Origin of the sequence: Acinetobacter sp. SFA (assembly GCF_001647535.1) — a bacterium.
Lineage (GTDB): Bacteria > Pseudomonadota > Gammaproteobacteria > Pseudomonadales > Moraxellaceae > Acinetobacter > Acinetobacter pecorum.
The window spans coordinates 241070-267531 of record NZ_LSZI01000018.1 but is presented as its reverse complement, the minus strand read 5'-3'; the positions used below and the strand labels follow the sequence as shown (position 1 = coordinate 267531).

Below are 26462 nucleotides of genomic sequence, written 5' to 3'. Positions count from 1 at the left end.
TTACTAGCGAAATTAACTGAATCAAGCGTTTTGGTATATGAATCTAATTGAAGCTGTACAGTGATTAAGTTCACGAAACTCTAAACTGTTATGTTGATAGCACTACTTGTAAGTGCTAGCGACTGTTTGGGGTTGTATAGTCAAGTAATTAAGTGCATGTGGTGGATGCCTTGGCAGTCAGAGGCGATGAAAGACGTGATAGCCTGCGAAAAGCTCCGGGGAGGCGGCAAATATCCTGTGATCCGGAGATGTCTGAATGGGGAAACCCACTTACCATAAGGTAGGTATTGCATGATGAATACATAGTCATGCAAGGCGAACGAGGGGAAGTGAAACATCTCAGTACCCTTAGGAAAAGAAATCAATTGAGATTCCCTCAGTAGCGGCGAGCGAAAGGGGAAGAGCCCATTAAGTTATCTAAGTTCTAGTGGAATGCTCTGGGAAGTGCAACCATAGTGGGTGATAGTCCTGTACACGAAAGGGCTTAGATAATGATGTCGAGTAGGGCGAGGCACGTGAAACCTTGTCTGAATATGGGGGGACCATCCTCCAAGGCTAAATACTCCTGACTGACCGATAGTGAACCAGTACCGTGAGGGAAAGGCGAAAAGAACCCCTGTGAGGGGAGTGAAATAGATCCTGAAACCGCATGCATACAAGCAGTGGGAGCCGACTTGTTCGGTGACTGCGTACCTTTTGTATAATGGGTCAGCGACTTATATTCAGTAGCGAGGTTAACCGAATAGGGGAGCCGTAGGGAAACCGAGTCTTAATAGGGCGCATTAGTTGCTGGGTATAGACCCGAAACCAGGTGATCTATCCATGAGCAGGTTGAAGGTTGGGTAACACTAACTGGAGGACCGAACCCACTGTCGTTGAAAAGCCAGGGGATGACTTGTGGATAGGGGTGAAAGGCTAATCAAACTTGGTGATAGCTGGTTCTCCCCGAAAGCTATTTAGGTAGCGCCTCGGACGAATACCATTGGGGGTAGAGCACTGTTTCGGCTAGGGGGTCATCCCGACTTACCAAACCGATGCAAACTCCGAATACCAATGAGTACTATCCGGGAGACAGACTGCGGGTGCTAACGTCCGTAGTCAAGAGGAAAACAATCCAGACCGCCAGCTAAGGCCCCAAAATCATAGTTAAGTGGGAAACGATGTGGGAAGGCATAGACAGCTAGGAGGTTGGCTTAGAAGCAGCCACCCTTTAAAGAAAGCGTAATAGCTCACTAGTCGAGTCGGCCTGCGCGGAAGATGTAACGGGGCTAAAACTATGTGCCGAAGCTGCGGATTTGCAATTTATTGCAAGTGGTAGGGGAGCGTTCTGTAAGCCGATGAAGGTGGATTGAGAAGTCTGCTGGAGGTATCAGAAGTGCGAATGCTGACGTGAGTAACGACAATGCGAGTGAAAAACTCGCACGCTGAAAGACCAAGGGTTCCAGTCCAACGTTAATCGGGGCTGGGTGAGTCGACCCCTAAGGCGAGGCCGAGAGGCGTAGTCGATGGGAAATTGGTTAATATTCCAATACTTCTGTGTAATGCGATGAGAGGACGGAGAAGGTTAAGTCAGCCTGGCGTTGGTTGTCCAGGTGGAAGGCTGTAGGCATGCATCTTAGGCAAATCCGGGGTGCTCTATGCTGAGAGCTGATAGCAAGCTGTACTTGTACAGTGAAGTGGCTGATACCATGCTTCCAGGAAAAGTCTCTAAGCTTCAGTTACACAGGAATCGTACCCGAAACCGACACAGGTGGTCAGGTCGAGTAGACCAAAGCGCTTGAGAGAACTCTGCTGAAGGAACTAGGCAAAATGGTACCGTAACTTCGGGAGAAGGTACGCTGCTTTTGGTGATGGAACTTGCTTCCTGAGCTGAGAGCAGCCACAGAAACCAGGCCCCTGCAACTGTTTATTAAAAACATAGCACTCTGCAAACACGAAAGTGGACGTATAGGGTGTGATGCCTGCCCGGTGCTGGAAGGTTAATTGATGGGGTTAGCGTAAGCGAAGCTCTTGATCGAAGCCCCAGTAAACGGCGGCCGTAACTATAACGGTCCTAAGGTAGCGAAATTCCTTGTCGGGTAAGTTCCGACCTGCACGAATGGCATAATGATGGGGGCGCTGTCTCCAGCAGAGACTCAGTGAAATCGAATTCGCCGTGAAGATGCGGTGTACCCGCGGCTAGACGGAAAGACCCCGTGAACCTTTACTGCAGCTTGACATTGAACTTTGATCTTACTTGTGTAGGATAGGTGGGAGGCTTTGAAGCAGCGACGCTAGTTGCTGTGGAGCCAATCTTGAAATACCACCCTGGTAATATTGAGGTTCTAACTCTGCTCCATGATCTGGAGCGAGGACCATGTCTGGTGGGTAGTTTGACTGGGGCGGTCTCCTCCTAAAGAGTAACGGAGGAGTACGAAGGTGCGCTCAGCGTGGTCGGAAATCACGCGTAGAGTATAAAGGCAAAAGCGCGCTTAACTGCGAGACCCACAAGTCGAGCAGGTACGAAAGTAGGTCTTAGTGATCCGGTGGTTCTGTATGGAAGGGCCATCGCTCAACGGATAAAAGGTACTCTGGGGATAACAGGCTGATACCGCCCAAGAGTTCATATCGACGGCGGTGTTTGGCACCTCGATGTCGGCTCATCTCATCCTGGGGCTGAAGCAGGTCCCAAGGGTATGGCTGTTCGCCATTTAAAGAGGTACGCGAGCTGGGTTTAGAACGTCGTGAGACAGTTCGGTCCCTATCTACCGTGGGCGTTGGAAATTTGAGAGGATCTGCTCCTAGTACGAGAGGACCAGAGTGGACGAACCTCTGGTGTACCGGTTGTGACGCCAGTCGCATCGCCGGGTAGCTATGTTCGGAAGGGATAACCGCTGAAAGCATCTAAGCGGGAAGCCTACCTCAAGATAAGATTTCCCTAGGACTTTATGTCCTCTAAAGAGCCGTTGAAGACTACGACGTTGATAGGTTGGATGTGGAAGTGCAGTGATGCATGAAGCTGACCAATACTAATTGCTCGTGAGGCTTGACTATACAACACCCAAACAGTTGTTGTATAAAGCTCAATTGATTCGAAATCAAACGATCAAACTTGATTTAGTTGAAAAGCTAGATAAAATGGACAACCTAATTTAACTCAAGTATCTCTGTTAATAACTCATTTGACCAAGCCTTGGCATCTAAATAAGACCAAACGCAAAGTCATAAACAGTTGTGCTGGCGACCATAGCAAGAGTGAACCACCTGATCCCTTCCCGAACTCAGAAGTGAAACCTCTTAGCGCTGATGGTAGTGTGGGATTACCCATGTGAGAGTAAGTCATCGCCAGCTCATTATTCGAAACACCCCCGGTCTAAAGGCCGGGGGTGTTTTTTTATGGGGGGAATTTAGTCGAAAGCTTAGACACTTTTTAGATGCTTAGATTAGCATTTGAAGTGCAACACCATATTGTTGCCATAATACCTGACTCGGACTTTTAAAGCCGAGTCTTTTTCTTGGACGATGATTTATACGGTCAGTGATTTCTGAAATGTATTCATCCGTATATTGATTCAAGTCACTTCCTTTTCTAATGTATTGTCTGACTAAGCCATTCGTATTTTCATTCGTACCTCGTTGCCAAGCGCTATAAGGATCAGCGAAATACCAGTCTATTTCTAATTCTTGAGCAGCATATTCATGCAAGCTGAACTCCTTACCATTATCTGCGGTAATTGTCTTGAGCTGATCTTTGATCGGCTCAAGTAGACGAATAGTTGTTTGGCAAACTTCCTCTGCCTGGCGTGAGCTACACTTCTTCAACCACAAATAGCCTGTCTTGCGATCTACAATTGAGACCAATGATTGCTGATGATTCTTACCAACAATCGTATCTATCTCTAGATCACCAAAACGATTACGTTGCTCAATCTCAATAGGTCTATCATGAATGCTTTTACGATTAGCCAGCTGACCACGGGTTTCAGAAGAGCCGTATTTCCTCTTTCTCTGATTTCTAAAACGTAGGTTATGAAACAGTGTACCTCCGTTATTTTTATCCTGCCGTATTAAACGATAAATTGAATGCAAACTCACTGAAACACAAGAAGCGATCTGTTCAGGACTCCATTGAAGTTCAAGATAAGAGATGACATGTGCCCATATTTCATCAGGGATTTTTTTAGGATTGGGGCAATGGCGTCTTCGAGCGAGTTTATTGGCATGTTTAGCAAAGTAGCCATTTCTTGCTCGATTACGGTTGATTTCTCTAGAAATAGTGGAAGGTGAACGATTCAGTCTCCAAGCAATATAACGTTGAGAAAATCCCTCACGTAACAATGTATAAATCTGATATCTTTCTTCTTGGGTAAGATGAGTATAGTTCATGATGCAGCTTTGACTTTGGTCGGTCGGAAGCAAAATGCTAGCTCATCTTGCTTCTTTCCAATAATTTAATCTCTGTTGCACTTCATTTGAGAATCTAAGATGTATAAAAGGTACTGGAGCGGCTAGAGCTTCCTGAAAGGAATAATCTAAGGGAGAGAGCGTGTTTCAAAACCCGATAACATGGCTTTGGGCACATGATTACGGGGCGGGTCCTAAGTTGAAATGATTTGGCTTATAAGAGCCTACCAAGCCTGCAAAGTATAGATGCCGCTGTTGAAATGCAGGAAATAAAAAAACCAGCGATTCGCTGGTTTTTTACTGCTGGCTATTTTAGCCAAATACACGCATAACGGCTGCAATCAACACCCAGAGAATTGCAATGGCTACGATTGGTTCAACAATCTTTGCCCATGTTGGGGTTTCTACAAGAATAACATCTTCGACATCTTGATGCTGCTGATTCTGGCTTACCATTTGATTAAACTCCTTCATTGATGCTTCCAATGATAGCTCTTCTTGTACAATTGGTTTAGAGCCTTTTAGTTCTATTAGCTTATTTGTTGTCCAAATCCAGTCATCTGCTTGACCGGATAAATGTTCAATTTGTCCTTTAAGAAGTTCTTGAATACTATTCAGATTATGATTGCCGGTATCATTTAACTGTTTCAGCTCATTGAGCTGGAAATGAAAGATTTCTGAGGTGACCTGCTCAAGTTGCGGTCGTGGCAAGGCTGACTTGTTTTCAACTTGGGTCGTCAGGTGGCGGGCAATTTCCAGTATATATAATTCATCTGGATGCTTGATTTCATTATAAATTTTTTGCGGATTGTGACGCCACTCAGTAATAAGTTTACCTAAAGTTAAAGCATTGATTTCGCAGATATATTTTCGCCTTTCTTCTTTTGTATACTCTTTTAGAAGCTCAGGCTTTTGAGTTTCTATCTGTTCAACAAAATATTGTACTAAATCAAAAGCCATTCACTTACTCCATTATTTTTAATCTAATAGTCTTAAAGTTGTTTTTTTCTTTGGTGGTTCAGCTGGTTCTTCAGTGCTTGATTTTAAAGCATCTTCATCATTTTGTGTATGCTCATATTCACTTGGATCAAAGAATAAACCTTGTCCATTTTCACGTGCATAAATACCCAGTACTGCTTCTATAGGTACATAGATATCCCGAGATACACCGCCAAATCGGGCCGAGAAGCTAATCGCATCATTGCTTATATGCAGCGCATGGACGGCATGGGGTGCGATATTCAGAACAATTTGTCCATCTTTAACAAACTGCTCCGGAACCATTGTATTTGGACGTGTAGCATCCACCAATAGATAAGGCGTCATATTGTTGTCGCAAACCCACTCATAGATTGCACGTGCCATATAGGGACGGGTAGGGCTAAGGTTGAATTCTTGTTCGGACATGAGGTTTCTCTACAGATGCTTGAGTTGCGCTGAATAACGGTTCTTTTCCTGCAATGTCATGGATTTTACAAAAGCAGGACGACTGAATATTCGCTGGCAATACAGGTGAAATGGACGGCATTGCTGCTGTGGTAATTCGATACCCATGTGTTTCAGACGGATAAAAATTGGTGCCAGCATGCAATCTAGGATACTAAATTGTTCAGACATAAAATAGGGAAAATGCTGGAATAAGGGCATTAGTGAAATCAGAATGTCCTGTAACTGTTTCTGTGCCTTAACTTTGGCTTTCTTATCCAGGGTATTAGGATGACATAGCATGATATCAGCCAGTTTCAACCAGTCATTTTCAAAGCGCCAGATATATTGGCGTTGTTCTGCACGTGGCATTGGAGCATCGGCATAGAGTTTATTCTGGCGATAACGATCATCTATATATTCAGAAATAATCGGCGTATTGAATAATTTGAGCTCATTTTCAATCAGCATCGGCAATTGATTATAAGGATTGAGACTGGCCAAATCCTCATCATCAGTATCTACCAAAATCAGGTTATATTTAATCTGTTTTTCGGCAAGTACGTAGCGAATCCAATGGGAACGAAAGTCATCGGCATGACTATAGAGAGTAATTCCTTGAAGAGGCGCGCTTTCGACTGACATAAATCCTGATAAGCTTCTAATGAATAGACTAGGATACTAAAATTCAACCCAAAAAGCACTAATCATCAAAAGTCACTCCCTTTGAGTCGGGGTAGATTATAAGAAAAACAACAGGAGGAAAATAAAATGCTGATCAAGCTTCCTATCATTTTGCTGTTTATCTGTATTGGGATTGCAAATTATTATTTGATGAAGTCATTCTGGTGCCATGAAGGGGTATGGGGTAAAGATGTGCATGAACAATAAAGAGAAAATCTTTCCATCTACTCGACTAATATACCCATAAAAAAACCCTGGAAAATCCAGGGTTTTTTGTCCGATTCGGTAAACGAATTAACGTTTAGAGAATTGAGGACGTTTACGAGCTTTACGTAAACCAAGTTTCTTACGTTCAACTTCACGAGCATCACGAGTAACGAAACCAGCTTGACGAAGAGCAGGTTTTAAAGTTTCGTCAGAAGCGATCAGTGCACGAGTAATACCGTGACGGATAGCGCCTGCTTGACCACCGATACCACCACCAGCAACAGTGATGTAAAGGTCATATTTGTTAGTCGCTTCAAGAAGCTCAAGTGGTTGGTTAACAACCATACGAGCAGTTTCACGACCGAAATACTGTTCAAGAGTGCGGTTGTTAATTACGAGTTTACCAGTACCAGCTGATAGGAAAACACGTGCAGTTGCGGTCTTACGGCGACCTGTACCATAATTAGTAGCCATGTGCTGTTATCCCTTAGATGTCCAAAACTTGTGGCTGTTGAGCAGCGTGTGGATGCTCAGTACCTGCATACACTTTCATTTTCTTGATCATTGCATAACCAAGAGGACCTTTAGGTAACATACCTTTAACAGCTTTTTCTAGAACTGCTTCTGGTTTGTGAGCGATTAACTTTTCAAAGTTAGTCTCACGGATACCACCAGGGAAACCAGTGTGGCGATAGTATTTCTTATCTTGTGACTTTTTACCAGTCACAGTGATTTCTTCAGCATTGATAACTACGATATAGTCGCCAGTGTCAACGTGAGGAGTATAAGAAGTTTTATGCTTACCGCGTAAACGACGAGCGATTTCAGTCGCAAGGCGACCTAAAGTTTTGCCAGAAGCATCAACAACGTACCAGTCGTGTTGAACTTCAGCTGGCTTAGCGCTGAGAGTTTTCATTAAACCACTACCTATTATAGTTGGTTTGGACTATGGAATCTGTCCAAACTAAAGGAGACGCGATTCTAAACGAATACGTGAAGAATCACAAATGAAAATTAAAATTTCAAGCGCTGTATTTTATCTAATCTCCTTGGTGAAAGAAAGGCCTAAGCCATTATATGCTGCAAAAACTGCAACTATATTTGTAACCATAGTTTCAATCGTATCAAAATATTGATTTATAAGTACTCTTTGCAATGATCACTACAGCGTAGGCGTGATCGGGTTATAATATTTCTCAGCTTTGCCAAATTGAGAAGATGATGCTGCCTTTATATGTCACCAGTGGGGAACCTGCTGGAATTGGTCCTGATATTTGCCTGAGTCTTGCAGAGCGTGTTGATGAGCGCCCAATTGTGGTATTAGCAGATATGGATATGCTCAAGCAACTTGCTCAGACACTTAAATTGCCGGTTGAGCTGATTCCGTATCACGGGCAGGATGCATCTTCAGGTATCGGTGAGCTTTTTGTAGAGCATGTACCTTTGCAGCAAGAGGTGGTATTGGGTGAATTGAATCCGAACAATGCTGCTTATGTACTGGAGCAACTGCGTCGATCCGCAGACTACGCCATGTCAGGAAAAAGTGTTGGCGTTGCGACTGCGCCTGTACAAAAATCTGTAATTAATGAAGCAGGTATTTCTTTTAGTGGCCATACCGAGTATTACCAGGAATTTGCTGGTGTTCCACGTGTGGTCATGATGCTGGCCACCAAAACCTTACGTGTGGCTTTGGCTACCACACATCTTCCTTTACGTGCCGTGGCAGATGCAATTACCCCTGAACGCTTGCATCAGGTAATTGATATTCTGATTCACGATCTGAAATCCAAATTCAAGATTGAACAGCCGAAGATACTGGTTTGCGGTTTAAATCCGCATGCGGGTGAGGGTGGTTACTTGGGGATGGAAGAAATTGAAGTGATCAATCCGGTACTCGAAAGTTATCGTGCTCAAGGTATCAACATGAGTTTAAGCCTACCTGCTGATACTTTGTTTACCCCGGAAAACCTAAAAGATGCTGATGCTGTTCTGGCGATGTATCACGATCAGGGTTTACCTGTGTTAAAATCACAGGGTTTTGGTGAAGCCATTAATATTACCCTCGGCTTACCGTTTATTCGAACTTCTGTTGATCATGGCACAGCACTCTCCCTTGCGGGGACGGGACTTGCGAAAAGTTCCAGCCTGCACGTTGCTGTCGATTTAGCCCTCGATCTGGCGCGCCACTGATTATTGTTCATCACTCACGTTGGAAATGTTTTTATGTATCAAATTAATGCCTTAAACCCAAAAGATGAAGGGCATCAGGCTCGAAAAAGATTTGGTCAAAACTTTTTACATGACCAGCGTGTCATTGCCAAAATTGTACGCTCAGTCAATCCGCGTCCAGGTCAGAACATTCTGGAAATTGGCCCGGGTCTGGCCGCTTTGACTTCACCTTTAATTGGTGAATGTGATGCCTTAACCGTACTTGAGCTGGATCGTGATCTGGCTGCTGGTCTGCCGGGTCGTGTACCGCATCCGGAACGTTTAACCATTATTGAAGCCGATGCCTTGAGATACGATTATTCTCAATTGTTTCAGGAAGGTCGTCCATTACGTGTCGTTGGTAACTTGCCCTATAATATTTCAACGCCACTGTTATTCCATCTCCTGGAATTTGGTGACAAAGTGCAAGACATGCATTTCATGCTGCAAAAAGAAGTCGTGGACCGCATTACCGCATCACCGAATACCAAAGAATATGGCCGTCTGTCGGTGATGATTCAATATTTCTGTAAACCGACTTTCCTGTTCGAAGTACCACCAGGCTCTTTTAATCCGCCTCCAAAAGTAACTTCAGCGGTATTCCGTTTAGAGCCTTATAAAGTTAAACCGATTGTGGCGAAGAATGAAAAAGCGCTGGCACGTCTGGTATCTCATGTCTTTACCCAGCGTCGTAAAACCTTGCGTAACAGCTTGAAGGGTATGCTGGTAGAAGATGGTTTTGAAAAAGCGGGTGTTGACCCGATGGCGCGTCCAGAAACCCTGACCCTTGAACAGTTTGTTGTACTTTCAGATCAAATGGTGGCTTAAATTACGATGAACCGTACTGCTCGATATAATTATGTGATTGGTGATGTTCAAGGCTGTTTTGAGGCTTTGAAAGCTTTGCTTAAACAAATCAAGTTTGATGCAGATCAGGATTTTATCTGGTTTGCTGGAGATTTGGTGGCACGGGGTGAAAACTCAATTGGCGCACTGCGGTTTATCAAGAAACTGGCTGAGCAGGGTGCGGCTGCAACTGTCTTGGGAAATCATGATTTAACGTTGCTGGCCTATGCCCGTGGCATCAAGCCAGTAAAAGCAAAAGACAATGTTCAGGATGTCATTGATGCGATCGACAGCGATGAACTGATTGACTGGCTACGTAAACAGCCACTTTGTTTATTTCCCAATGAGCAGACTATTCTGACCCATGCCGGGATTCCGAGTCTCTGGAGTGCAGAAAAAACTGCACAGCTGGCACAGGAAGTAGAAGCAATTATTGCTCATGATGACTTTGATGTGCTGGATAATTTTCTCAAAGAGATGTTTGGGAAAGAGCCGGCACTTTGGTCAGATCAACTGCAAGGTCAAGAACGTATTCGCTGTATCGTAAACTATCTCACCCGAATGCGTTTAACCGATGTAGAAGGACGTCTGGAATACAGTTTTAAAGATGGGCTGGATGATCCGATGCCGGAAGGCTTTAAACCCTGGTTTGATTTTGAGTCCCAGGCTGCGAAAAGTCATCAGATCCTGTTTGGTCACTGGGCAGCTTTAAATGGTAAAACCATTTCAGACAGGATTCAGAATGTCGATGGTGGCTGTGTTTGGGGCAATCAGCTGATGGCATTTCGTCTGGAAGACCAGCAGATGTTTGCAGTTAACAATCCGGTGATGTAAGTAAAGCTATTAAAAAAGCCACGTGATTACACGTGGCTTTTTTAATTTTAAATTTAGTCTGCCCGAATCCAGGTCTGGTTTCGGCCCAATACAGAAACACCAATACTGGCACGTAAAGTTAAGCGTTTCCCCGTGTTGTTCAGACGCATTTTTGCATCATAAATTTTACCTACCAAGGGATCAATAACTTTACCTTTTTCATAGTTATTGGTGCCTTCTACATGTTTTAGGCCCCTGATAATGGTCATTCCCAGAATAGGCTGATTGGTATAGGGCGCGGGGCAATTATTGCATTTTTCACGTGGCGTATAACCCGGGCGAGGAGTGATCTTTACAATTTTGCCTGAATAGGTGTTGTTGTCCTCTTTGAAAATGACAATGATGGCTTTTGCTGCACCACTTTTATCATCAATCTGTTGCCAGATCCCGGTAATATCTTTTGCCCAAAGGTTGGTCATGCATGCTGCTAGCAGTATGACAAGCAATATTTTTCTAAACATAGAGGCTTATTCCACAGAATTTTTATCAGCGCCGCTCATGTTAGAAATCTTACTAAAATAGTCAATAATTATTTGAAAAAATCTAGAATGAATGCACTAAAAAGCTGCCAATTCGGCAGCTTTTGTATACTCAGAATTTATTAGTCCTGACGGATCCAGGTCTGGCTACGGCCTAAAGCGGAAACCCCAACATAACCACGCAAGGTTAAACGTTTGCCATTCGCACTCAAGCGTACCTTGGCATCATAAATTTTACCTGATAGTGGATCAATCACTCTACCTTTCTCGTAGTTATTGGTGCCTTCCACATTTTTTAAACCAGTCAAAACGTCCATGCCTAAAATAGGTTGATTGGTATAAGGGGCCGGACATTTATTGCAGGTTTTCTGAGGCGTATAGCCTGGACGTGGAGTCACTTTGACAATTTTTCCAGCAAAAGTTCCATTGTCATTTTGACGAATTTCAATAATCGCTTTTGGTGAGCCGGTTTTGTCATCAATTTGCTGCCAGGTGCCAGTTAAATCCTGTGCATAAATCATCCCGCTCATCATTGTCACGAAGAACATTAATACTAATTTAAATTGTTTCATTATATTTATCTCTTTTTTTATGGATGAAATAAAAGATCCCCAACACCGAAGTGCTATTTTATTAATCCTGACGGATCCAAGTTTGTGTACGCCCGATAGCAGATATCCCAATATATCCACGTAAGGTCAGTCGTTTCCCATTGGCGGAAATCCGCCCCTTTAAATCATAAATTTTGCCGGTGAGTGGATCGAGTACCTGGCCATGTGCAAAGTTATTTTTGGTGGTGGGCTTCAATCCTTTAATGACATCTAAACCCAAAATCGGTTTATCTGTATAAGGTGCCGGACATTTGATGCATTTTTCCCGTGGTGTATAACCCTGGCGGGGTGTGACTTTAGTAATCGTTCCTGTATAGGAACCATCTGCTTCAGTTTTCATTTCAATCAATGCTTTAGGTGAGCCAGTTTTATCATCAATCTGTTGCCATAGGCCAGACAGTTCCTGAGCAAATGCCATAGAGCCAGTAAATAAAGAAGCTGAAATAATAGTTAAAGCTGCAATTTTATGCATGTTATATCCTTATTTTTTTAATTAACGTTCACCCAATTCCATGTGGTGAACGTTGCTGCACATTACCCGAATACATTTTCATAATCTTTATTGCATGAAAAAGTATGTGTCTAATATTCATACAACTTAATGTATAAAAATGCAAGCTTCTATCTACTAAAGCATAAATTAATCACATTTTATGTGATTAAACCTGACTTATTCATATTTGATCCAGGTCTGACTACGGCCCAGTGCTGAAACCCCTACATAGCCACGCAATGTCAGACGTTTTCCATTGGCACTCAATTTCGCTTTGGTATTATAAATATTGCCTGATAATGGGTCGAGAAGTTTACCCTGACTGAAACTGTTATTGCCTGTGTATTTCAGGCCTGTCAGTACATCCAGTCCTAGAATTGGCTTATTGGTATATGGAGCGGGACAGGAAACACAGGTTTCTTTTGCTGTATAACCAGGGCGCGGAGTGATTTTCGTAATTTTAGCTGTATAGACGCCTTCTGATGTCTCACGAATCTCCAGGAATGCTTTAGACGAGCCGGTCTTGTCATCAATGCTTCGCCATGTCCCTGAAAGGTCAGAGGCCAAAGCCAGATGGCTGAAAGAGGCTAAAAGTAAAGTTGAAAAAAATTGAACCTTTTTCATATATCTGTTCCTAGGTAAGATTAGTGTTCTTACTCTATAGTAAGAACGATTACCACATAAAACAAACAATTAATTTGATTCACTAGTCACATTTTTTGCAGATACAGTATAAAAGTTGGCAACCAGATTGCAGTAAAGACTGCATTTACCGCCATACCAAAAGCAGCATAACGACCTGCAACACTGCCGCGCTGCCAGGCCTGAGCTGTGCCGATGGCATGTGCTGCCAGTCCCAAGGCGAGTCCGGATGCACGTTCATCATTAATATGTCTCAGAATAAACGGAGAAAAAGCCGCACCAATCACACCGGAGAGAATCACAATCAGAATAACCATACTGATAGGTGCATCCAGCAGGGTGGCAATATTAATTGCAATTGGCGTAGTGACGGCACGAGTAGCAAAAGCCAAAATGTCGGCAGAAGCCATATGTAGCAGATAAGCCAGACCCATCGGTAAGGCAACCGCACTGATACTGGCAAAGACCAAAATGCCGATAATGGCTTTGAGCGGCAAATCATCATAGCGCATGGCAGCCAGAGGAATAGCCAATGCGACTGTTACATAGCCGAGTAAATGGTTGAAAAGTGGATTTACTTCATCCATGTAATTTTCATAGGGAATTCCGAGTGCAAATAAAAGTGCCAGCACAAAAAACATGCTAAACACGATGACGGGAATTTGCGGAATGATCCGGTTACAGGGTTTGGCAATCAGATAGGCGATGAGTGTGACCGCGAAGCCATACAAAATAGATAACATGCGGAACTCCTATAACCAGCGCTTGGCCATTTTGGCATACACCCATAAAGGAATTAGGGTGCTAAAAAACATGATGAACAGAAAAGCCGGAATTTTCTGGCCCATATGTACCAGCATCATTAGGGCACCTGCACTGACGGGAAGGAAAGCAAAGGCACTTTCCTTCATCAGTTTGTTATTGGTATCCACCAGGCGAGCGGGGAGTTTGCCGAAATAGCGCCAAGTAAAAAGTGCAATTAATAGGCTTAATAACCCGACCAGATTACCCAGTTCAGGATGATTCAGCTGGGTCATTAACCAGACCGAAGCTTCCCGAAAGATAACAATAAGTAACAGGGTGCCGATCCATGCTGGCCAGTCAATTTGTTTTATCCAGTTCATTACTCTGATCATTAATAAGTTTACTTATCAAGTTTTACTCGATCTTTGACTGGATTTCAAACGCTTCCAGTGGACGTTGAAACTGCTGCGCCTGTTTTCCCAAAATTTCGTCTAAAGGTAAATGCGCCTGTTTAATCAATTGTTCCAGTTTTTGTGGCGCAATTCGAATATGCAGATGCAGTTGGCCTTCATCATCATAATGTTCAGACTGAATCACATTCAAGCTATACAGCTGGTTGCGCAGCTTGCCGTAGGCAGGTTTGAGAATTAAATCGAAGGACTGCAGTTGCCCCATCAAGGATTCATGTACCGCTTTACGCAGCAGGTCGATACCTTCGCCAGTATGTGCCGAGACATAGACCCGTTCCGGTTCACCCGGGCGTCGATAAATAATTTTGGCTTCTTCACCGCTACAGTCAATTTTATTGTAAACCTGAAGGATGGGAACATCGGCCCCAATTTCTTTCAGCACTTTTTCAACGGCTTCAATCTGTTCCAGCATCTCTGGACTACTTGAATCAATCACATGCAGTAACAGTGTGGCTTCAACGGTTTCTTCCAGCGTTGCCTTAAAGGATTCCACCAGTGAATGGGAAAGATTACGGACAAAACCGACCGTATCGGCCAATACCAGATTGCCGATACCATCCCATTCCAGACGCCGTAAGGTAGGGTCCAAAGTGGCAAACAGCTGATCGGCTGCATAAACATCGCTATTGGCGAGTAAATTAAATAGGGTCGACTTACCGGCATTGGTATAGCCGACTAAAGATACTGTTGGAACAGCTGCTTTTTGACGGGCAACACGGCCTTGCATCCGGGTTTGGCGGACTTTATCAATACGTGCCTTGAGTTGCCCCATACGGATACGTAGCAAGCGCCGATCTGTTTCCAGGAGGGTTTCACCCGGACCACGCAAACCGATCCCGCCTTTCTGGCTGTCGAGATTGCCACGACTACGAATCAAGCGCGAAGATAAATGCTGTAATTGTGCCAGTTCAACTTGCAGCTTGCCTTCGTAGCTACGTGCACGCTGGGCAAAAATATCCAGAATCAGTTCGGTACGATCTACCACGCGGCATTTGATTACCTGTTCCAGATTCCGGGCTTGAGCAGGGGTTAAGGCATGATCAAAAATGACCAGATTGGCATCTAGTTCTTTTACACGTTCGGCAATTTCTTCTGCCTTGCCGGAGCCGATAAAAAATTTGGCATCAGGTTTAACCCGCTGAGCATGAATATGTTCCAGAATTTCGGCATCTGCAGACTGTGCCAGCAAACGAAACTCTTCAGCATCAAGGTCATCCAGCATTTGTACGCTGACACTCACCAGAATGACGCGCTCTTTCCCTCGATGTTGTTGTAAATATTCCACTCAGGCCGATCTCCACTTAAAAACTTAAGTGTAGTAGAAAACGGACTATACAGATACTGAATTAGTGCGGCTTAGGTTTAAAGTGCGCTAATAAATAGTTGTGCAAGTGTTACCAGTACTACGGCATAGATAAGGGTACCACCCAAAATATATTTGAGCACTTGTAGAGGCTGAAGAGTTTCTTTCGCGGGCTGTATTTGATCTGGCATGGCTGCGATCCTTTTCAATCTAATATTTCGATAGTTTTATTTTGAATGATTTTTTAATCCAATTAAAATTGGAGATATAGATGTTATTGGCCGATTTTTATTATCAATGCAAGTTGCGAATGAACAGTATAGAATGAGTTTAATTCGTAGATATTCCCTGTATCTAGCTTAGGATTTTAGTGACGTTTTTATGAACCCGACTGTACAAGATCAAACATCCGACATACGTGGCTTGACAAAATTCTTCCTCTACACAAGAAAAATTGGTGCCTTGCTGGCAGCCATTAGTAACGGATTTTATCTGGTTTTTCGTCATGGCTTATATAAAAATCCGAATAATCCCTCCAATACCCGTTATGTGCAATATTTTTGCCGCCAATTGTGTCAGGTTTTTAATATTAAAGTGCAGGTGCATGGGGAGATTCCACGGGAACCCGCTTTATGGGTAAGCAATCATATCTCTTGGCTAGACATTGCAGTGCTGGGATCAGGGGCACGCGTATTTTTCCTGGCCAAGGCCGAGATTGAAAACTGGCCCGTTTTTGGAAAATTGGCCAAAGGCGGCGGCACCTTATTTATTAAACGTGGTTCTGGAGATTCTGTCAGAATTCGTGAACAAATTACTGATTTTCTCAAGCAGGATATTCCGGTGCTGTTCTTTCCTGAAGCCACGACTTCAGATGGCCGTTTTATTAAAAAGGTTCATGGCCGGATTCTAGGGGCTGCGATTGAAGCTAATCGTCCACTGCAAATCTGTTTGATCTGTTATGTGAATCAGCAGGGTGAACTGGATCTGGTCGCGCCGTATGTCAATGATCTGAGTTTTGCTGCCCATGTCAAAAAAGTACTGGAAATGCCAGAAGTTACTGCACATTTAATGGCTTTGCCTGCAATTTCTTCCGAGGGGCATACGGTAGACAGTCTGACTCGTGTGGTACAGGAAAAAATGCAGGAAGGCTTACATGAGTTGCAATCCCAAGTATTAAAAAAGCCTCGGTAAACGGGGTTTTTTAGAAATAAAATTTATGCGTCGGTCTTACATAAAGCCTTCAATTGGCAACCACGACAACAGTTTTAATCCGGTTTTCTGATACCATTTTATTCCTGGCTCTTTGCTAAAGGTTTTTATTTCGCCATTGGCTTTCCTGATTTTCCAGTTAATGTTCTGGTTCGCATCTAAGACCAGTTTATAGGCATATTTACTCAAATTCTGATCCATGGTTTCGTGTACGGCTTTTGCCAGAGCAGGGCTGTTTAGCAACACACCAATTTCAGTATTCAGATAAGCTGAACGCGGATCAAAGTTAAATGAACCGATGAAAACCTGTTTTTGGTCTAGTGCCATCAGTTTGGCATGCAGACTGGAGCGACTCAGGCCTTTCAGGCTAACTTTTGCTTTTTTGGCAATCTCTTCTGTATTGACGTTTAAGTTGTGTGAATCTGGGGCAGCCAGAAATTCATATAGCTGTACATCATTTTCCAGCAGGTCCTTTCGATATTTGGCATAAAAGGCATGTACTACAGAAACGTCATTGGCTTTAAATGAGTTGGTTAATACCCGAACCTTGATATTCTCATTCACCAGTTTTTTCAGACGGTCTGCACCGGTTTTTTCCGGCACGAAATAGGCAGAGACAATGTCTACACTCTGTTCAGGCTTTTCCAGATGCTGTAATAACTGGAAATTGAGATGTTCTTCAGTTTTGGCTTTGGCCTTGATTTTACTGGGTGGATCTTTGACGACTTCTGCTTCAACCCAGTCTAGCTGAATCTTCTGTTCTAACCATTGATCAAAGGCCAGAGAACGATTTGCCAGATCCAGATAATTCTTTGTGGCTGGATCCTGACTATGGGCTTCAAGCTGTTGCCTCAGGCTCGGGAAACGTAACCCGTGATGGTGCGGATTGACAATTTCTTGTACCGGATAAGCATAATCATCATTCCAGTATTCATCGAAGGAATGGATGATTTCATCCGAAGCCGCACCGACCAGCATGACATCGACATCCGAGAACTGATAGTTTTCACTGACATTATAATACTGGTTGCTCATATTACGCCCACCAATCAGTGCAATCTGGTTGTCAGCAATAAAGCTTTTATTATGCATGCGGCGATTGATGCGCTTTAAATCCAGCACCATGTCCATGGCGCGATATTTACGGAAACGATAAGGGTTGTACAGTTTCACATCGATATTCTGATGCTGGTTCAAGGCCAGATAAATCCCTTCCATTTTCTTGGCATTGTTATCATCCATCAACAGGCGTACTTTTACACCACGGTCCGCTGCCTGAATAATGGCATGCAGGGCGAGGGCGCCAATGCGGTCGTTATCCCAGATGTAATATTGCAGATCCAGACTGCGTTCTGCTTTATGGATCAGCTGCATACGTGCAGCCAGTGCTTCCAATGGATCATAAAGCACGCGATAACCGGTCAGACCGATATTCTGTTCACGTAAAGGTTCAATAATTTGAGCCAGACTGGTTTGCGAGGTATCAGTTTCAAATGCCATCTGGCTTGGCTGTTCAGTTTGCTTGGGTAAGGTGCTACATGCAGGAAGTCCCAGTACTAGACTACAGCTTAGTAAAATGCCGGCTTTATAACGATGGGTGCGGATAAAACCTGAGGATTGAAGATAGATTTGATCGCTGGAAGCATTGGCCATATAAGTCGCAGAATGAAAAATTAGAATTGAGTATAATTGCCAGCTATGAAAAGATAAATATAAAGCCAGTGATATACTGCTTGACTGAAACAAGGCGAATATATGTGGGATTCAAATTCCGTACTTTTTTATTGTTATCTCGGCATGGCCATTCTCGCCATCTGGGCTGTGTATCAGGCTTGGTCGAGTCAAACCCGCACCGAGACCATTCACCCATTTAAAGCATTCTGTCATTTACTGGCTTTTTATCTTTCCTATTTATTAATCCCATTGGTGTTCTTCAGTATTTTTGCTGGATGGACGGGTCATTATTCGCTACATGAAGCTGTTTTTGTATTTCTACTCAGTGCGGTTTTAAGTTATGCACGCTTTATTGAGCCGCATCTAATTCAAGTGAAAACGACACAATATCAGATCAATGCGGATAAACGTTTACAGAAACCGGTCAAAATCGCCCTGATTGCAGACTTGCATATCGGTCTGTTTTCAGGGCATGAACGGCAGTTACGACAAATTGTACATAAATTAAATCATATTCAGCCTGATTTGGTGGTGGTCGCCGGCGACTGGACCTACGAACCGGAAAATAAACTGGCTCAAGAGCTGGCAGTTTTAAAAGAGATTCACGCTCCGGTCTATTCAGTCAATGGTAACCATGACGAGCAATATCCTGGCCCCCCGATTCAGGAATTGTTGCATTATGCACTGCAAGTCAATCAGGTCATGGATATTGAAGGTCAAATTGTCGAATTTGATGAGTTCCGTCTCTTGGGCGTAGGCGACCTCTGGGCTGGAAAAGCTGATATGCGCAGTTTGCCTGATCTCCCTCAGGACAAGCCCTGGATCATTCTTTCGCATAACCCGGATACGGTCGATATGGTTCCAAAACTGCCAACGCGTCCTTTGATGCTGTCCGGGCATACCCATGGCGGGCAGGTGGAGCTGCCTTGGCTGACCGATTATGTGATGAAAAGAGTGTCCATTTTAGGACATAAGAAAGGCATGTACCGTCATGAACATGCAGATGTGTTCGTGACAGTTGGAACGGGGCTGGTTGGTGTACCTTTTCGCTTCCGGGTACCACCTACCATTGATATTATCGAACTGATTTAAAGTCAGTTCGCCTTCTGTGCAGGATTAACTGATCAGCCAGATCAGAATCAGCAAGATGACAGCGACTGTTGCTATTATCCAGATTTTCTTTTCGATTTTTCGGGGCGGTACATTTTCACGTAATTGTTGTGCAGTGATTTCAGCTTCTGTAGGTGCACTCAAACTAGGATGATTGGGAATTTCCAAGGGAGGCGTGACCAGGTCAATATCATCAGCATCATCACTAAAACGTGGGCCGGTACTTTCATGTTTCATGACGATGTCGTGTTCACGCACAATCTCTTCAATTACTTGCAGCGCCTGAACTTCATCTAAAGGGGTATTCCCGGTGATATAGCCAACAGCTTCTTTTTTCTTATCATCTTCCAGTAAAATAATGATATTGACCAGCTGTTCCTGTGATAAGGATTCGATGAAATCTTGCATACCCGTGCCTCATTTTTTGAATTGAGTCCATTTGATTGTTGAGCAAATTTAACGAGATAAGTAGCAGAGTTTTGTTGTGAAATCATAAAAAAGCCAGCATCGAATGCTGGCTTTTCATCCATCTAAAATCTTAGATCTGGTTATTTACATCATCATTCTTGGTTTCACGAATCATCAGAAACGCGACTAGGGACAGGATCGATGCTGCGGTCAGGTAGTAACCGACTGCAGACAAACCATAAGTAGTCGCCAGTTTGGTGGCGATTAACGGAGCAAATGATGCACCGAAGATACCTGCCAGGTTAAAAGTCAATGCAGAACCGGTATAGCGGACTGAAGTCGGGAAGATTTCAGATAATACGGTACCGATAGGCCCATAGGTTAAGCCCATGATTGACAGACCAATACACAAAAACAGGAACACCACCAGGGTACTGCCAGATTCAAGCATATCTGCAAAGAAAATACCGAAGATCGCAGAAACGACACATACCGCAATCGAAGTAGTCTTACGGCCAAATTTCTCTGCCAAAACTGCTGAAAGCGGGATGAATGCAGCAAAACACAGGGTTGCAACTAACTGCAATTGCAGGAATTCTTCACGAGAATAACCAAGTTGTTTGGTTCCCCATTGCAGCGCAAATACCGTAGTCAGGTAGAACACGACAAAGGTGCAGATTGCAGCAATCGTACCCAGAACCAGCATGCGGGAATGCTTTTTGAATACCTGAACAAAAGGAACATTCACTTCTTTTTGTTTATCCAGTACTTTCTGGAAAGCAGGGGTCTCATGCAATTTTAAACGGATCCATAAACCCATAATTACCAACAAGGCACTTGAGATAAACGGAATACGCCAGCCCCACGCCATAAAGTCAGCTTCAGACATGAAAGCGCCAAGCGTCAGGAAGGAACCTGTCGCCAGAATAAAGCCGATTGGGGCACCCAGTTGCGGGAACATGCCATACCAGGCACGCTTACCTTCAGGTGCATTTTCGGTGGCAAGCAGTACTGCACCTGACCATTCACCACCCAGACCCAAGCCCTGACCTAAACGGCACAGTGCCAGCAGCAGTGGCGCAGCAATCCCGATTTGTGCATAAGTTGGCAGCAAGCCAATCGCAACGGTTGAAATCCCCATGGTCAGCAAAGCCGCGACCAATGTCGCTTTTCGTCCGATCCGGTCACCTAAATGACCAAATAATGCAGCACCAATAGGGCGGGCAATAAAGGCAATGGCAAAAGTCGCAAGAGACTGAATGGTTGCGGTCATCGGATCTGTACTTGCAGGGAAGAACAGATACGGGAAAATAATAACAGCAGCGGTGGCATAAATATAAAAATCGAAGAACTCGATTGTGGTACCTACCAAGCTCGCTGTTAAAACGCGAAATTTTGAATTTTGTGCTGGCTGAGCAGCAGAATTAGACGACGCCATGGAAAACCTTACACTTACTAAAAATAAAAAAACTTAGTTTTAAAAGCGTAATCTTTTTAAAAAAGGCGTAATTTTTTAAAAAAACAACTGCAATCTTCTCGCTTAAACTCGCTCAGGGTCACTGAAATGAAAAAGGAGATGATTAAATCACGTAAAGATAGATAGCCAGAAAATGTGATCCTGCGCCTATCAATACAAATATGTGCCAGATAGCGTGGGTATATCTTACTCTTTTTAAAGCGTAAAACAATGCACCCACGGTATAAGCCAATCCGCCAATGATGAGAAAGGTTAAAGATTGAGCACTTAGATATTGCTGCATATCATCCATGACCAGCAGTGCCAGCCAGCCCATGGCCAGATAAGCAGCCAAAGAAAGTTTCTGGAAACGATGAATGAAAACGAACTTGAAAAGTGTACCAAGGATGGCAATCACCCACAGCGCAATCAATAAATAATGGGCTTTAGGGGTGGGAATGGCGATTGACAGAAACGGGGTATAGGTTCCGGCAATCAAATAATAAATCGCGGTATGATCGACTTTTTTGTAAAAATAACGACGGTCTGCTGTGGTGGCCATATGGTAAAGCATGGAAGCAGAAAACAGCAAAATCATGCTGAGCGCATAGACCCAAAGCCCAATCCATTGTCCGGTACTTAGATAAGAACCTTTAATAATTAAAAGAATACCGGCAACAACGGAGAGTCCGGCACCTATACCATGACTGACATAGTTAATCCGTTCCTCATTCTGATCATAATCTGGAACCAGTGGAGCATTCTGCATCATTGTCATTCTTTCTTCAAATATACACTTGTATAGTAATTCAATTTTGCTTTTAGGTTAAGAAGATTTAAACTTAATATGCAATTCATTTCAGGTTTTATCTATGTCAACATTGGCAACTCTCTCGGACCAGGAACAGCAATTCCTGGATACATTTCAGCAAACTGTTGAAAGGAATCAGTTTGATCGTCTGATCTTAAGCCAGTATAAGGGTGAGCTGCAGGATTTAGAGAAAATGACCTGGCGAGTCATTACATTAAATGAACAACGGGTATTGAGCTGCCTGTATCGCTACAAGACGCAGGATGTCACTAAAAACTATCCTTTGGAAGAAGCGTTATCGCAGGTGACTACATTGCTAGCATGTTGCAAGCAGGCCAATCTGATGACAGTAGATGAAGAATTACAGCTGAAAAAAAACAAGAAAAAAGCCATGTTGACACGCAACAAACATACAGGATCTGCTACTCAGGCAAAGCCCGCTGAACAAATTCATGACCGGATGAAACAGCGTTTCGTGGATCAGGACAGTATTTTTCTCCAGCATCTTGGCATTACCGATCAAAAAGGGCAAATCATTCCGAGCATGGCGCGCAAATGGAAACAGATTAACAAATTTGTGGAAATTTTCTCAGGCGCGCTGACGCAGATCAAGCCACAGGCTGAAGGCCTGCGTGTAGTAGATTTTGGTTCGGGTAAAGGCTATCTGACCTGTGCTTTATATGACTATATGCAAAAATATGGTCAAACGCCGTATGTCACGGGGGTAGAGCTTAATCCAAAAATGGTCGAGTTCTGCCAGAGTGTCGCGCAACACTCCGGCTTTGAGCAGCTGGACTTTTTCCAGGGGGATGTACGTACTTATGCGCCAGAACGCCTGGATGTGATGATTGCCTTGCATGCCTGTGATGTAGCAACAGATTTCGCGATTCATAGCGGGATTCGCCTGAATGCACAGATGATCATGTGTGCGCCATGTTGTCATAAGGAATTACGTCCACAGTTACAAGCACCCAAAGTCCTGAGTCCGATGTTGCAATTCGGTATTCATGCGGGACAGCAGGCCGAAATGCTGACTGATACCATACGTGCTTTACTGCTCAAAGCTTATGGTTATGAAACCAAGGTATTTGAATTTGTGGCGCTGGAACATACCAGTAAAAATAAAATGATTCTGGCGACAAAACGCAAAGACTATCAACAACCTGATCAGGAGATTCTGGCACAAATTCAGGCCTTAAAAGAGATGTATGGAATCCAGAAACATTCACTGGAATTGTTGCTCAATGATCAGTGGGATCAGCAGGGAATTGGCTCTAAATGCTAAGTAGCCCAGAACTTAAAATAATTTCCGGGAGCTGGAAGGATTTGGCAGTGCATGCCAAAGTGATTCGTGAAGCTGTGTTTATTCAAGAACAGCATATTGCAGCTGAAGATGAGTGGGATGCTGAAGATGCGGTTGCTGTACATTTCATTGTTTTTCAGCAGGATCAGGCGATTGCTACAGCACGCTTATTGTCAAATAGCAGTATCGGTCGGGTTGCGGTCCTAACCACAGCACGCGGTTTAGGTGTTGGTCAGCGCCTGATGCAGGCCGTGATTGACTATGCGCGTGCAGAGCAGCGCGAGTTGGTCAAGCTGTCTTCGCAAGTGCATGCCATTGGCTTCTATCAAGCATTCGGGTTCGAAGTTCAAGGCGAGGAATATCTGGATTGTGGCATTCCACATATTAATATGTATTTAAAGCTTTAATTTTCAGCCATTCAAATATAAAAAAGCGAGGCATTGACCTCGCTTTTTTATGCATAGCCTGAATCTGGATCAGTGGCCATGTGCTGGATTTGAGCTGTGCTCGGCATTATCCATGTTGGCATGTTCTTCAGCTGACATATGATGCTCAGTGGCTGTCGTATCTGTAGGAGCCACATTGGCAGCTTCACGTGCTTCACGATCCGCTTGCGCTTTGGCAATGGCTTCTGGAGACATCGTCGGTGCATTTTTAAAAGCGTGTTGCTGAGTGTTCTGTTTATTTTGCTGGCTTGGCATGTAATCCGGTTCATTACTTACTGCAAGCCAAAAAATAAGCATGAATAATCCACCTAAAATACAGAAGATAATAAGTGCTTTCCAACCCCAAGGAGATTTTTCAGGTGAACTGTGATCAGTCATAGGTCTTACCCACGTGGATACCAAACTTATGTAACTTTATAACATAAATTAATCAAAAAGCAGATCAAAATCTGTCATCACATAACGCTGTTCCGTGCTTGAAGCAAATCTGAAAGATAAAAAAAGAGGAAACACGTTCCTCTTTTATTTAAGTGCTCAAATTATTGAATCGGCTGGGTGTGTGCTGCGCGATCTTTGAGGAGCTGTGGAGCTTTGAAGCGTTCGCCATATTTATTTTCAAGTACTTTGGCACGGGTCACAGCTCTGGCCAGACCATACTGATTCAAGAATTGTACTGCACCGCCCGTCCAGGCGGCAAAGCCAATACCAAAAATGGAACCCACATTGGCATCGACCACGGATTCCAGGACACCTTCTTCCAGACAGCGTACGGTATCTAGTGCCTGTACAAACAGGAAGCGGTCAATCATTTCCTGTTCAGAAATATCGTTGTCTTTTTTCCAGTGGCTGAGACCAGACCAGAGCTGCTTTTTGGCATCGGCCGGATAATCATAAAAACCTGCGCCTGCAACCTTACCTTTACGGTTAAATTCGTGAATCATGCTGTGAATCACGTCATCCGCAGGTGATTTAGTGATGGTCTGACCTTGTGCTTCTAAAGCTTTGTATCTTTCATTGGCTACATGTTCAGACAAGGTCAATGACACTTCATCCTGAATCGCCAACGGGCCCACTGGCATACCGGCTTTGAGTGCAGCCATTTCAATTCGCGCTGGATGTACACCTTCTGCCAGCAGGCGTAAACCTTCCTGTACAAAGGTACCAAACACGCGGCTGGTAAAGAAACCACGGCTGTCATTCACCACAATCGGTAATTTGCCAATTTGCTGCACGAAGTCGAAAGCTTTGGCCAGCGTTTCTGCCGAGGTATTTTTACCTTTGATAATTTCCACCAGCTGCATTTTATCGACCGGACTGAAGAAATGCAGGCCGATAAAGTTCTGATCATTTTTTGAAGCCTGGGCTAACTCTGTAATCGGCAGGGTCGAGGTATTCGAAGCCATTACGCCGTTGCTGGCAAGATATTGTTCTGCCTCTTGTGTAACTTGAGCCTTGAGTGCGGGATTTTCAAAAACTGCTTCAATGATCAGGTCACAACCGGCTAGATCTGTATTAGATGCAGTTGTTTGAATCAGGCTTAAAACCTGATCTCGTTTCTCGGCTGATAAACGCCCCTGAGCGACTTTTTTATCCAGCAGTTTCTGGCTATAGGCTTTGCCTTTTTCAGCCGCTTCGATTGAAATATCTTTTAATACCACAGGAATGCCTGTGCTGACAGTCGCATAGGCGATCCCAGCCCCCATCATACCAGCACCTAGAATACCGACTTTAGTGGCTTTCCACCTTTCAATACCTTGAGGGCGACTGGCGCCGGACTTGTTTGCATTCAGGCCATGCCAGAAGGTACCAATCATATTTTTAGAAATTTGACCGATGGCAAGATAAGTAAAGTAACGTGATTCAATGGTCAGGGCTGTATCGACATCGACCTGTGCACCTTCTACCGCAGCCGACATGATCGCTTCAGGTGCAGGGTAGCAGCCTTTGGTTTTATCGCGCAGCATCGCCGGAGCAATAGCCAGCATCTGGGCAACTGCTGGTGTCGAAGGGCTACCACCTGGAATTTTATAGCCTTTTACATCGAATGGCTGCTGAGATTTTGGATTGGCTTTGATCCAGGCAATGGCCTTTTCCAGCAATTCATCGGTACTGTCTGCGACCTCATGAATCAAGCCTAAAGATCTGGCTTTATCGACTCCAAACTGTTTGCCTTCCATCAATAAAGGAAGGGAATTTTGCAGACCGAGCAGGCGGACGCTACGGACGATACCACCGCCACCTGGTAATAAACCCAGTGTGACTTCAGGCAGGCCAAATTTGCTTTTAGGGTCATTCAGGGCAATACGATGATGGGCACACAAGGCAATTTCCCAGCCACCGCCAAGCGCCGTACCATTCAATGCAGCAACAACAGGAATACCGAGAGTTTCGATATAGCGTAGTTTGGCTTTCATCTCTTCAATCATATTGAAGAATTCAGTTGCATGTTCAGGAGTGGCTTGAATCAGTTCGTCCAGATCACCACCAGCAAAGAAAGTTTTTTTCGCTGAACGGAAAATAATCCCGGCAATATCTTCATCTGCTTGTAACTGGGCAACGACTTCATCCAGTGCCGTGCGAAAGTCGGCATTCATGGTATTGGCAGACTGGTTTGGAGAATCAAACGTTAAAATAACAATATTATCTTCATTTTTTTGATATTGAATTGTGCTCATTA

Annotated in this window: 27 protein-coding genes and 2 rRNA genes; 9 read left to right on the top strand and 20 right to left on the bottom strand. The window is 43.9% G+C overall.

All coding sequences use genetic code 11. The features are described from left to right. The first annotated feature begins 138 nt into the window (after positions 1–138). Positions 139–3033 (top strand): 23S ribosomal RNA (locus AY607_RS11090). A gap of 182 nt (positions 3034–3215) precedes the next feature. Next, a 5S ribosomal RNA gene (gene rrf / locus AY607_RS11085) occupies positions 3216–3330 on the top strand. Between the two features lie 87 nt (positions 3331–3417). On the opposite strand, the gene AY607_RS11080 is transcribed toward rrf, so the two are convergent. The 6 genes from AY607_RS11080 to rplM all read right to left on the bottom strand — a co-directional run bounded on the left by AY607_RS11080 (position 3418) and on the right by rplM (position 7615). Then, on the bottom strand, positions 3418–4365 hold the full coding sequence (locus tag AY607_RS11080) for an IS30 family transposase (RefSeq protein ID WP_064102545.1): 948 nt from the start codon (positions 4363–4365) through the stop codon (positions 3418–3420). 330 nt (positions 4366–4695) lie between these two features. Next, positions 4696–5343, bottom strand: a complete 648-nt coding sequence (locus AY607_RS11075; protein WP_064102544.1) for a hypothetical protein — start codon at positions 5341–5343, stop codon at positions 4696–4698. Positions 5344–5361: 18 nt separating this feature from the next. Continuing rightward, positions 5362–5790 carry a ClpXP protease specificity-enhancing factor gene (locus AY607_RS11070; protein WP_064102543.1) on the bottom strand — a complete coding sequence of 143 codons (429 nt, stop codon included), beginning with the start codon at positions 5788–5790 and terminating at the stop codon, positions 5362–5364. Between the two features lie 9 nt (positions 5791–5799). After that, positions 5800–6453 carry a glutathione S-transferase N-terminal domain-containing protein gene (locus AY607_RS11065; protein WP_064102542.1) on the bottom strand — a complete coding sequence of 218 codons (654 nt, stop codon included), beginning with the start codon at positions 6451–6453 and terminating at the stop codon, positions 5800–5802. Positions 6454–6786: 333 nt separating this feature from the next. Further along, positions 6787–7173 carry a 30S ribosomal protein S9 gene (gene rpsI, locus AY607_RS11060; protein ID WP_064097058.1) on the bottom strand — a complete coding sequence of 129 codons (387 nt, stop codon included), beginning with the start codon at positions 7171–7173 and terminating at the stop codon, positions 6787–6789. Positions 7174–7186: 13 nt separating this feature from the next. Next, positions 7187–7615, bottom strand: coding sequence for a 50S ribosomal protein L13 (rplM, locus tag AY607_RS11055; protein ID WP_004281682.1), 429 nt, complete (start codon positions 7613–7615; stop codon positions 7187–7189). 305 nt (positions 7616–7920) lie between these two features. Between rplM and pdxA the strand changes: the two genes are divergently transcribed. Genes pdxA through AY607_RS11040 form a run of 3 tightly spaced genes read left to right on the top strand, consistent with a single transcriptional unit; the run spans position 7921 to position 10587 of the window. Continuing rightward, positions 7921–8889, top strand: coding sequence for a 4-hydroxythreonine-4-phosphate dehydrogenase PdxA (gene pdxA, locus AY607_RS11050; protein ID WP_064102541.1), 969 nt, complete (start codon positions 7921–7923; stop codon positions 8887–8889). Positions 8890–8922: 33 nt separating this feature from the next. Next, on the top strand, positions 8923–9735 hold the full coding sequence (gene rsmA, locus AY607_RS11045) for a 16S rRNA (adenine(1518)-N(6)/adenine(1519)-N(6))-dimethyltransferase RsmA (protein WP_064102540.1): 813 nt from the start codon (positions 8923–8925) through the stop codon (positions 9733–9735). A gap of 6 nt (positions 9736–9741) precedes the next feature. Beyond that, complete coding sequence (locus AY607_RS11040) at positions 9742–10587, top strand: symmetrical bis(5'-nucleosyl)-tetraphosphatase (protein WP_064102539.1); 846 nt, start codon at positions 9742–9744, stop codon at positions 10585–10587. A gap of 53 nt (positions 10588–10640) precedes the next feature. Here AY607_RS11040 and AY607_RS11035 read toward each other — a convergent pair whose 3' ends face one another. From AY607_RS11035 to AY607_RS15330, 8 genes are all read right to left on the bottom strand, one after another. Beyond that, positions 10641–11087 carry a DUF2147 domain-containing protein gene (locus tag AY607_RS11035; protein WP_064102538.1) on the bottom strand — a complete coding sequence of 149 codons (447 nt, stop codon included), beginning with the start codon at positions 11085–11087 and terminating at the stop codon, positions 10641–10643. Between the two features lie 140 nt (positions 11088–11227). Next, positions 11228–11677, bottom strand: coding sequence for a DUF2147 domain-containing protein (locus AY607_RS11030; protein WP_064102537.1), 450 nt, complete (start codon positions 11675–11677; stop codon positions 11228–11230). Positions 11678–11738: 61 nt separating this feature from the next. Continuing rightward, complete coding sequence (locus tag AY607_RS11025; RefSeq protein WP_064097064.1) at positions 11739–12188, bottom strand: DUF2147 domain-containing protein; 450 nt, start codon at positions 12186–12188, stop codon at positions 11739–11741. A 198-nt stretch (positions 12189–12386) separates the two neighbouring features. Next, positions 12387–12833, bottom strand: a complete 447-nt coding sequence (locus tag AY607_RS11020) for a DUF2147 domain-containing protein (protein ID WP_064097065.1) — start codon at positions 12831–12833, stop codon at positions 12387–12389. Between the two features lie 86 nt (positions 12834–12919). Beyond that, on the bottom strand, positions 12920–13594 hold the full coding sequence (locus tag AY607_RS11015; protein WP_064097066.1) for an LrgB family protein: 675 nt from the start codon (positions 13592–13594) through the stop codon (positions 12920–12922). Between the two features lie 9 nt (positions 13595–13603). Continuing rightward, positions 13604–13975, bottom strand: a complete 372-nt coding sequence (locus AY607_RS11010; protein ID WP_064097123.1) for a hypothetical protein — start codon at positions 13973–13975, stop codon at positions 13604–13606. 34 nt (positions 13976–14009) lie between these two features. Then, complete coding sequence (gene hflX, locus AY607_RS11005; RefSeq protein WP_064102536.1) at positions 14010–15350, bottom strand: ribosome rescue GTPase HflX; 1341 nt, start codon at positions 15348–15350, stop codon at positions 14010–14012. A 77-nt stretch (positions 15351–15427) separates the two neighbouring features. Then, complete coding sequence (locus AY607_RS15330; protein ID WP_263600648.1) at positions 15428–15559, bottom strand: hypothetical protein; 132 nt, start codon at positions 15557–15559, stop codon at positions 15428–15430. Positions 15560–15749: 190 nt separating this feature from the next. Between AY607_RS15330 and AY607_RS11000 the strand changes: the two genes are divergently transcribed. Continuing rightward, positions 15750–16559, top strand: a complete 810-nt coding sequence (locus tag AY607_RS11000; protein ID WP_064102535.1) for a lysophospholipid acyltransferase family protein — start codon at positions 15750–15752, stop codon at positions 16557–16559. 36 nt (positions 16560–16595) lie between these two features. Here AY607_RS11000 and AY607_RS10995 read toward each other — a convergent pair whose 3' ends face one another. Further along, positions 16596–18230: a phospholipase D family protein gene (locus AY607_RS10995; protein WP_081406388.1), complete on the bottom strand. Its 1635-nt coding sequence runs from the start codon at positions 18228–18230 to the stop codon at positions 16596–16598. Between the two features lie 102 nt (positions 18231–18332). On the opposite strand from AY607_RS10995, the gene AY607_RS10990 reads away from it, so the two are divergent. After that, entirely contained in the window at positions 18333–19343 is a 1011-nt protein-coding gene (locus tag AY607_RS10990) for a metallophosphoesterase (RefSeq protein ID WP_064097069.1), read from the top strand. Positions 19344–19367: 24 nt separating this feature from the next. Here AY607_RS10990 and AY607_RS10985 read toward each other — a convergent pair whose 3' ends face one another. The 3 genes from AY607_RS10985 to trhA form a co-directional block, all read right to left on the bottom strand. Next, positions 19368–19769 carry a hypothetical protein gene (locus AY607_RS10985; RefSeq protein WP_064097070.1) on the bottom strand — a complete coding sequence of 134 codons (402 nt, stop codon included), beginning with the start codon at positions 19767–19769 and terminating at the stop codon, positions 19368–19370. Positions 19770–19899: 130 nt separating this feature from the next. Next, on the bottom strand, positions 19900–21207 hold the full coding sequence (locus tag AY607_RS10980; protein WP_064097071.1) for an MFS transporter: 1308 nt from the start codon (positions 21205–21207) through the stop codon (positions 19900–19902). Between the two features lie 142 nt (positions 21208–21349). Continuing rightward, the gene (trhA, locus tag AY607_RS10975; protein WP_081406389.1) at positions 21350–21994 is read right to left on the bottom strand and encodes a PAQR family membrane homeostasis protein TrhA; all 645 of its coding nucleotides are present in this window, start codon (positions 21992–21994) and stop codon (positions 21350–21352) included. Positions 21995–22097: 103 nt separating this feature from the next. Between trhA and AY607_RS10970 the strand changes: the two genes are divergently transcribed. Further along, complete coding sequence (locus AY607_RS10970) at positions 22098–23321, top strand: class I SAM-dependent methyltransferase (RefSeq protein WP_064102534.1); 1224 nt, start codon at positions 22098–22100, stop codon at positions 23319–23321. Next, positions 23315–23746 carry a GNAT family N-acetyltransferase gene (locus AY607_RS10965; protein ID WP_064102533.1) on the top strand — a complete coding sequence of 144 codons (432 nt, stop codon included), beginning with the start codon at positions 23315–23317 and terminating at the stop codon, positions 23744–23746. Before AY607_RS10970 ends, AY607_RS10965 begins: the two co-directional genes overlap by 7 nt. A 69-nt stretch (positions 23747–23815) precedes the next feature. On the opposite strand, the gene AY607_RS10960 is transcribed toward AY607_RS10965, so the two are convergent. Beyond that, positions 23816–24163: a hypothetical protein gene (locus tag AY607_RS10960; RefSeq protein ID WP_064102532.1), complete on the bottom strand. Its 348-nt coding sequence runs from the start codon at positions 24161–24163 to the stop codon at positions 23816–23818. A gap of 161 nt (positions 24164–24324) precedes the next feature. Next, complete coding sequence (locus AY607_RS10955) at positions 24325–26460, bottom strand: 3-hydroxyacyl-CoA dehydrogenase NAD-binding domain-containing protein (RefSeq protein ID WP_064102531.1); 2136 nt, start codon at positions 26458–26460, stop codon at positions 24325–24327. Positions 26461–26462: the final 2 nt, after the last annotated feature.

What these genes read in the sequence shown, in the direction of transcription:
- AY607_RS11080 (WP_064102545.1), bottom strand. Translation starts at nt 4,365, where the DNA reads ATGAACTATACTCATCTTACCCAAGAAGAAAGATATCAGATTTATACA.
- AY607_RS11075 (WP_064102544.1), bottom strand. Translation starts at nt 5,343, where the DNA reads ATGGCTTTTGATTTAGTACAATATTTTGTTGAACAGATAGAAACTCAA.
- AY607_RS11070 (WP_064102543.1), bottom strand. Translation starts at nt 5,790, where the DNA reads ATGTCCGAACAAGAATTCAACCTTAGCCCTACCCGTCCCTATATGGCA.
- AY607_RS11065 (WP_064102542.1), bottom strand. Translation starts at nt 6,453, where the DNA reads ATGTCAGTCGAAAGCGCGCCTCTTCAAGGAATTACTCTCTATAGTCAT.
- rpsI (WP_064097058.1), bottom strand. Translation starts at nt 7,173, where the DNA reads ATGGCTACTAATTATGGTACAGGTCGCCGTAAGACCGCAACTGCACGT.
- rplM (WP_004281682.1), bottom strand. Translation starts at nt 7,615, where the DNA reads ATGAAAACTCTCAGCGCTAAGCCAGCTGAAGTTCAACACGACTGGTAC.
- pdxA (WP_064102541.1), top strand. Translation starts at nt 7,921, where the DNA reads ATGCTGCCTTTATATGTCACCAGTGGGGAACCTGCTGGAATTGGTCCT.
- rsmA (WP_064102540.1), top strand. Translation starts at nt 8,923, where the DNA reads ATGTATCAAATTAATGCCTTAAACCCAAAAGATGAAGGGCATCAGGCT.
- AY607_RS11040 (WP_064102539.1), top strand. Translation starts at nt 9,742, where the DNA reads ATGAACCGTACTGCTCGATATAATTATGTGATTGGTGATGTTCAAGGC.
- AY607_RS11035 (WP_064102538.1), bottom strand. Translation starts at nt 11,087, where the DNA reads ATGTTTAGAAAAATATTGCTTGTCATACTGCTAGCAGCATGCATGACC.
- AY607_RS11030 (WP_064102537.1), bottom strand. Translation starts at nt 11,677, where the DNA reads ATGAAACAATTTAAATTAGTATTAATGTTCTTCGTGACAATGATGAGC.
- AY607_RS11025 (WP_064097064.1), bottom strand. Translation starts at nt 12,188, where the DNA reads ATGCATAAAATTGCAGCTTTAACTATTATTTCAGCTTCTTTATTTACT.
- AY607_RS11020 (WP_064097065.1), bottom strand. Translation starts at nt 12,833, where the DNA reads ATGAAAAAGGTTCAATTTTTTTCAACTTTACTTTTAGCCTCTTTCAGC.
- AY607_RS11015 (WP_064097066.1), bottom strand. Translation starts at nt 13,594, where the DNA reads ATGTTATCTATTTTGTATGGCTTCGCGGTCACACTCATCGCCTATCTG.
- AY607_RS11010 (WP_064097123.1), bottom strand. Translation starts at nt 13,975, where the DNA reads ATGAACTGGATAAAACAAATTGACTGGCCAGCATGGATCGGCACCCTG.
- AY607_RS15330 (WP_263600648.1), bottom strand. Translation starts at nt 15,559, where the DNA reads ATGCCAGATCAAATACAGCCCGCGAAAGAAACTCTTCAGCCTCTACAA.
- AY607_RS11000 (WP_064102535.1), top strand. Translation starts at nt 15,750, where the DNA reads ATGAACCCGACTGTACAAGATCAAACATCCGACATACGTGGCTTGACA.
- AY607_RS10995 (WP_081406388.1), bottom strand. Translation starts at nt 18,230, where the DNA reads ATGGCCAATGCTTCCAGCGATCAAATCTATCTTCAATCCTCAGGTTTT.
- AY607_RS10990 (WP_064097069.1), top strand. Translation starts at nt 18,333, where the DNA reads ATGTGGGATTCAAATTCCGTACTTTTTTATTGTTATCTCGGCATGGCC.
- AY607_RS10985 (WP_064097070.1), bottom strand. Translation starts at nt 19,769, where the DNA reads ATGCAAGATTTCATCGAATCCTTATCACAGGAACAGCTGGTCAATATC.
- AY607_RS10980 (WP_064097071.1), bottom strand. Translation starts at nt 21,207, where the DNA reads ATGGCGTCGTCTAATTCTGCTGCTCAGCCAGCACAAAATTCAAAATTT.
- trhA (WP_081406389.1), bottom strand. Translation starts at nt 21,994, where the DNA reads ATGCAGAATGCTCCACTGGTTCCAGATTATGATCAGAATGAGGAACGG.
- AY607_RS10970 (WP_064102534.1), top strand. Translation starts at nt 22,098, where the DNA reads ATGTCAACATTGGCAACTCTCTCGGACCAGGAACAGCAATTCCTGGAT.
- AY607_RS10965 (WP_064102533.1), top strand. Translation starts at nt 23,315, where the DNA reads ATGCTAAGTAGCCCAGAACTTAAAATAATTTCCGGGAGCTGGAAGGAT.
- AY607_RS10960 (WP_064102532.1), bottom strand. Translation starts at nt 24,163, where the DNA reads ATGACTGATCACAGTTCACCTGAAAAATCTCCTTGGGGTTGGAAAGCA.
- AY607_RS10955 (WP_064102531.1), bottom strand. Translation starts at nt 26,460, where the DNA reads ATGAGCACAATTCAATATCAAAAAAATGAAGATAATATTGTTATTTTA.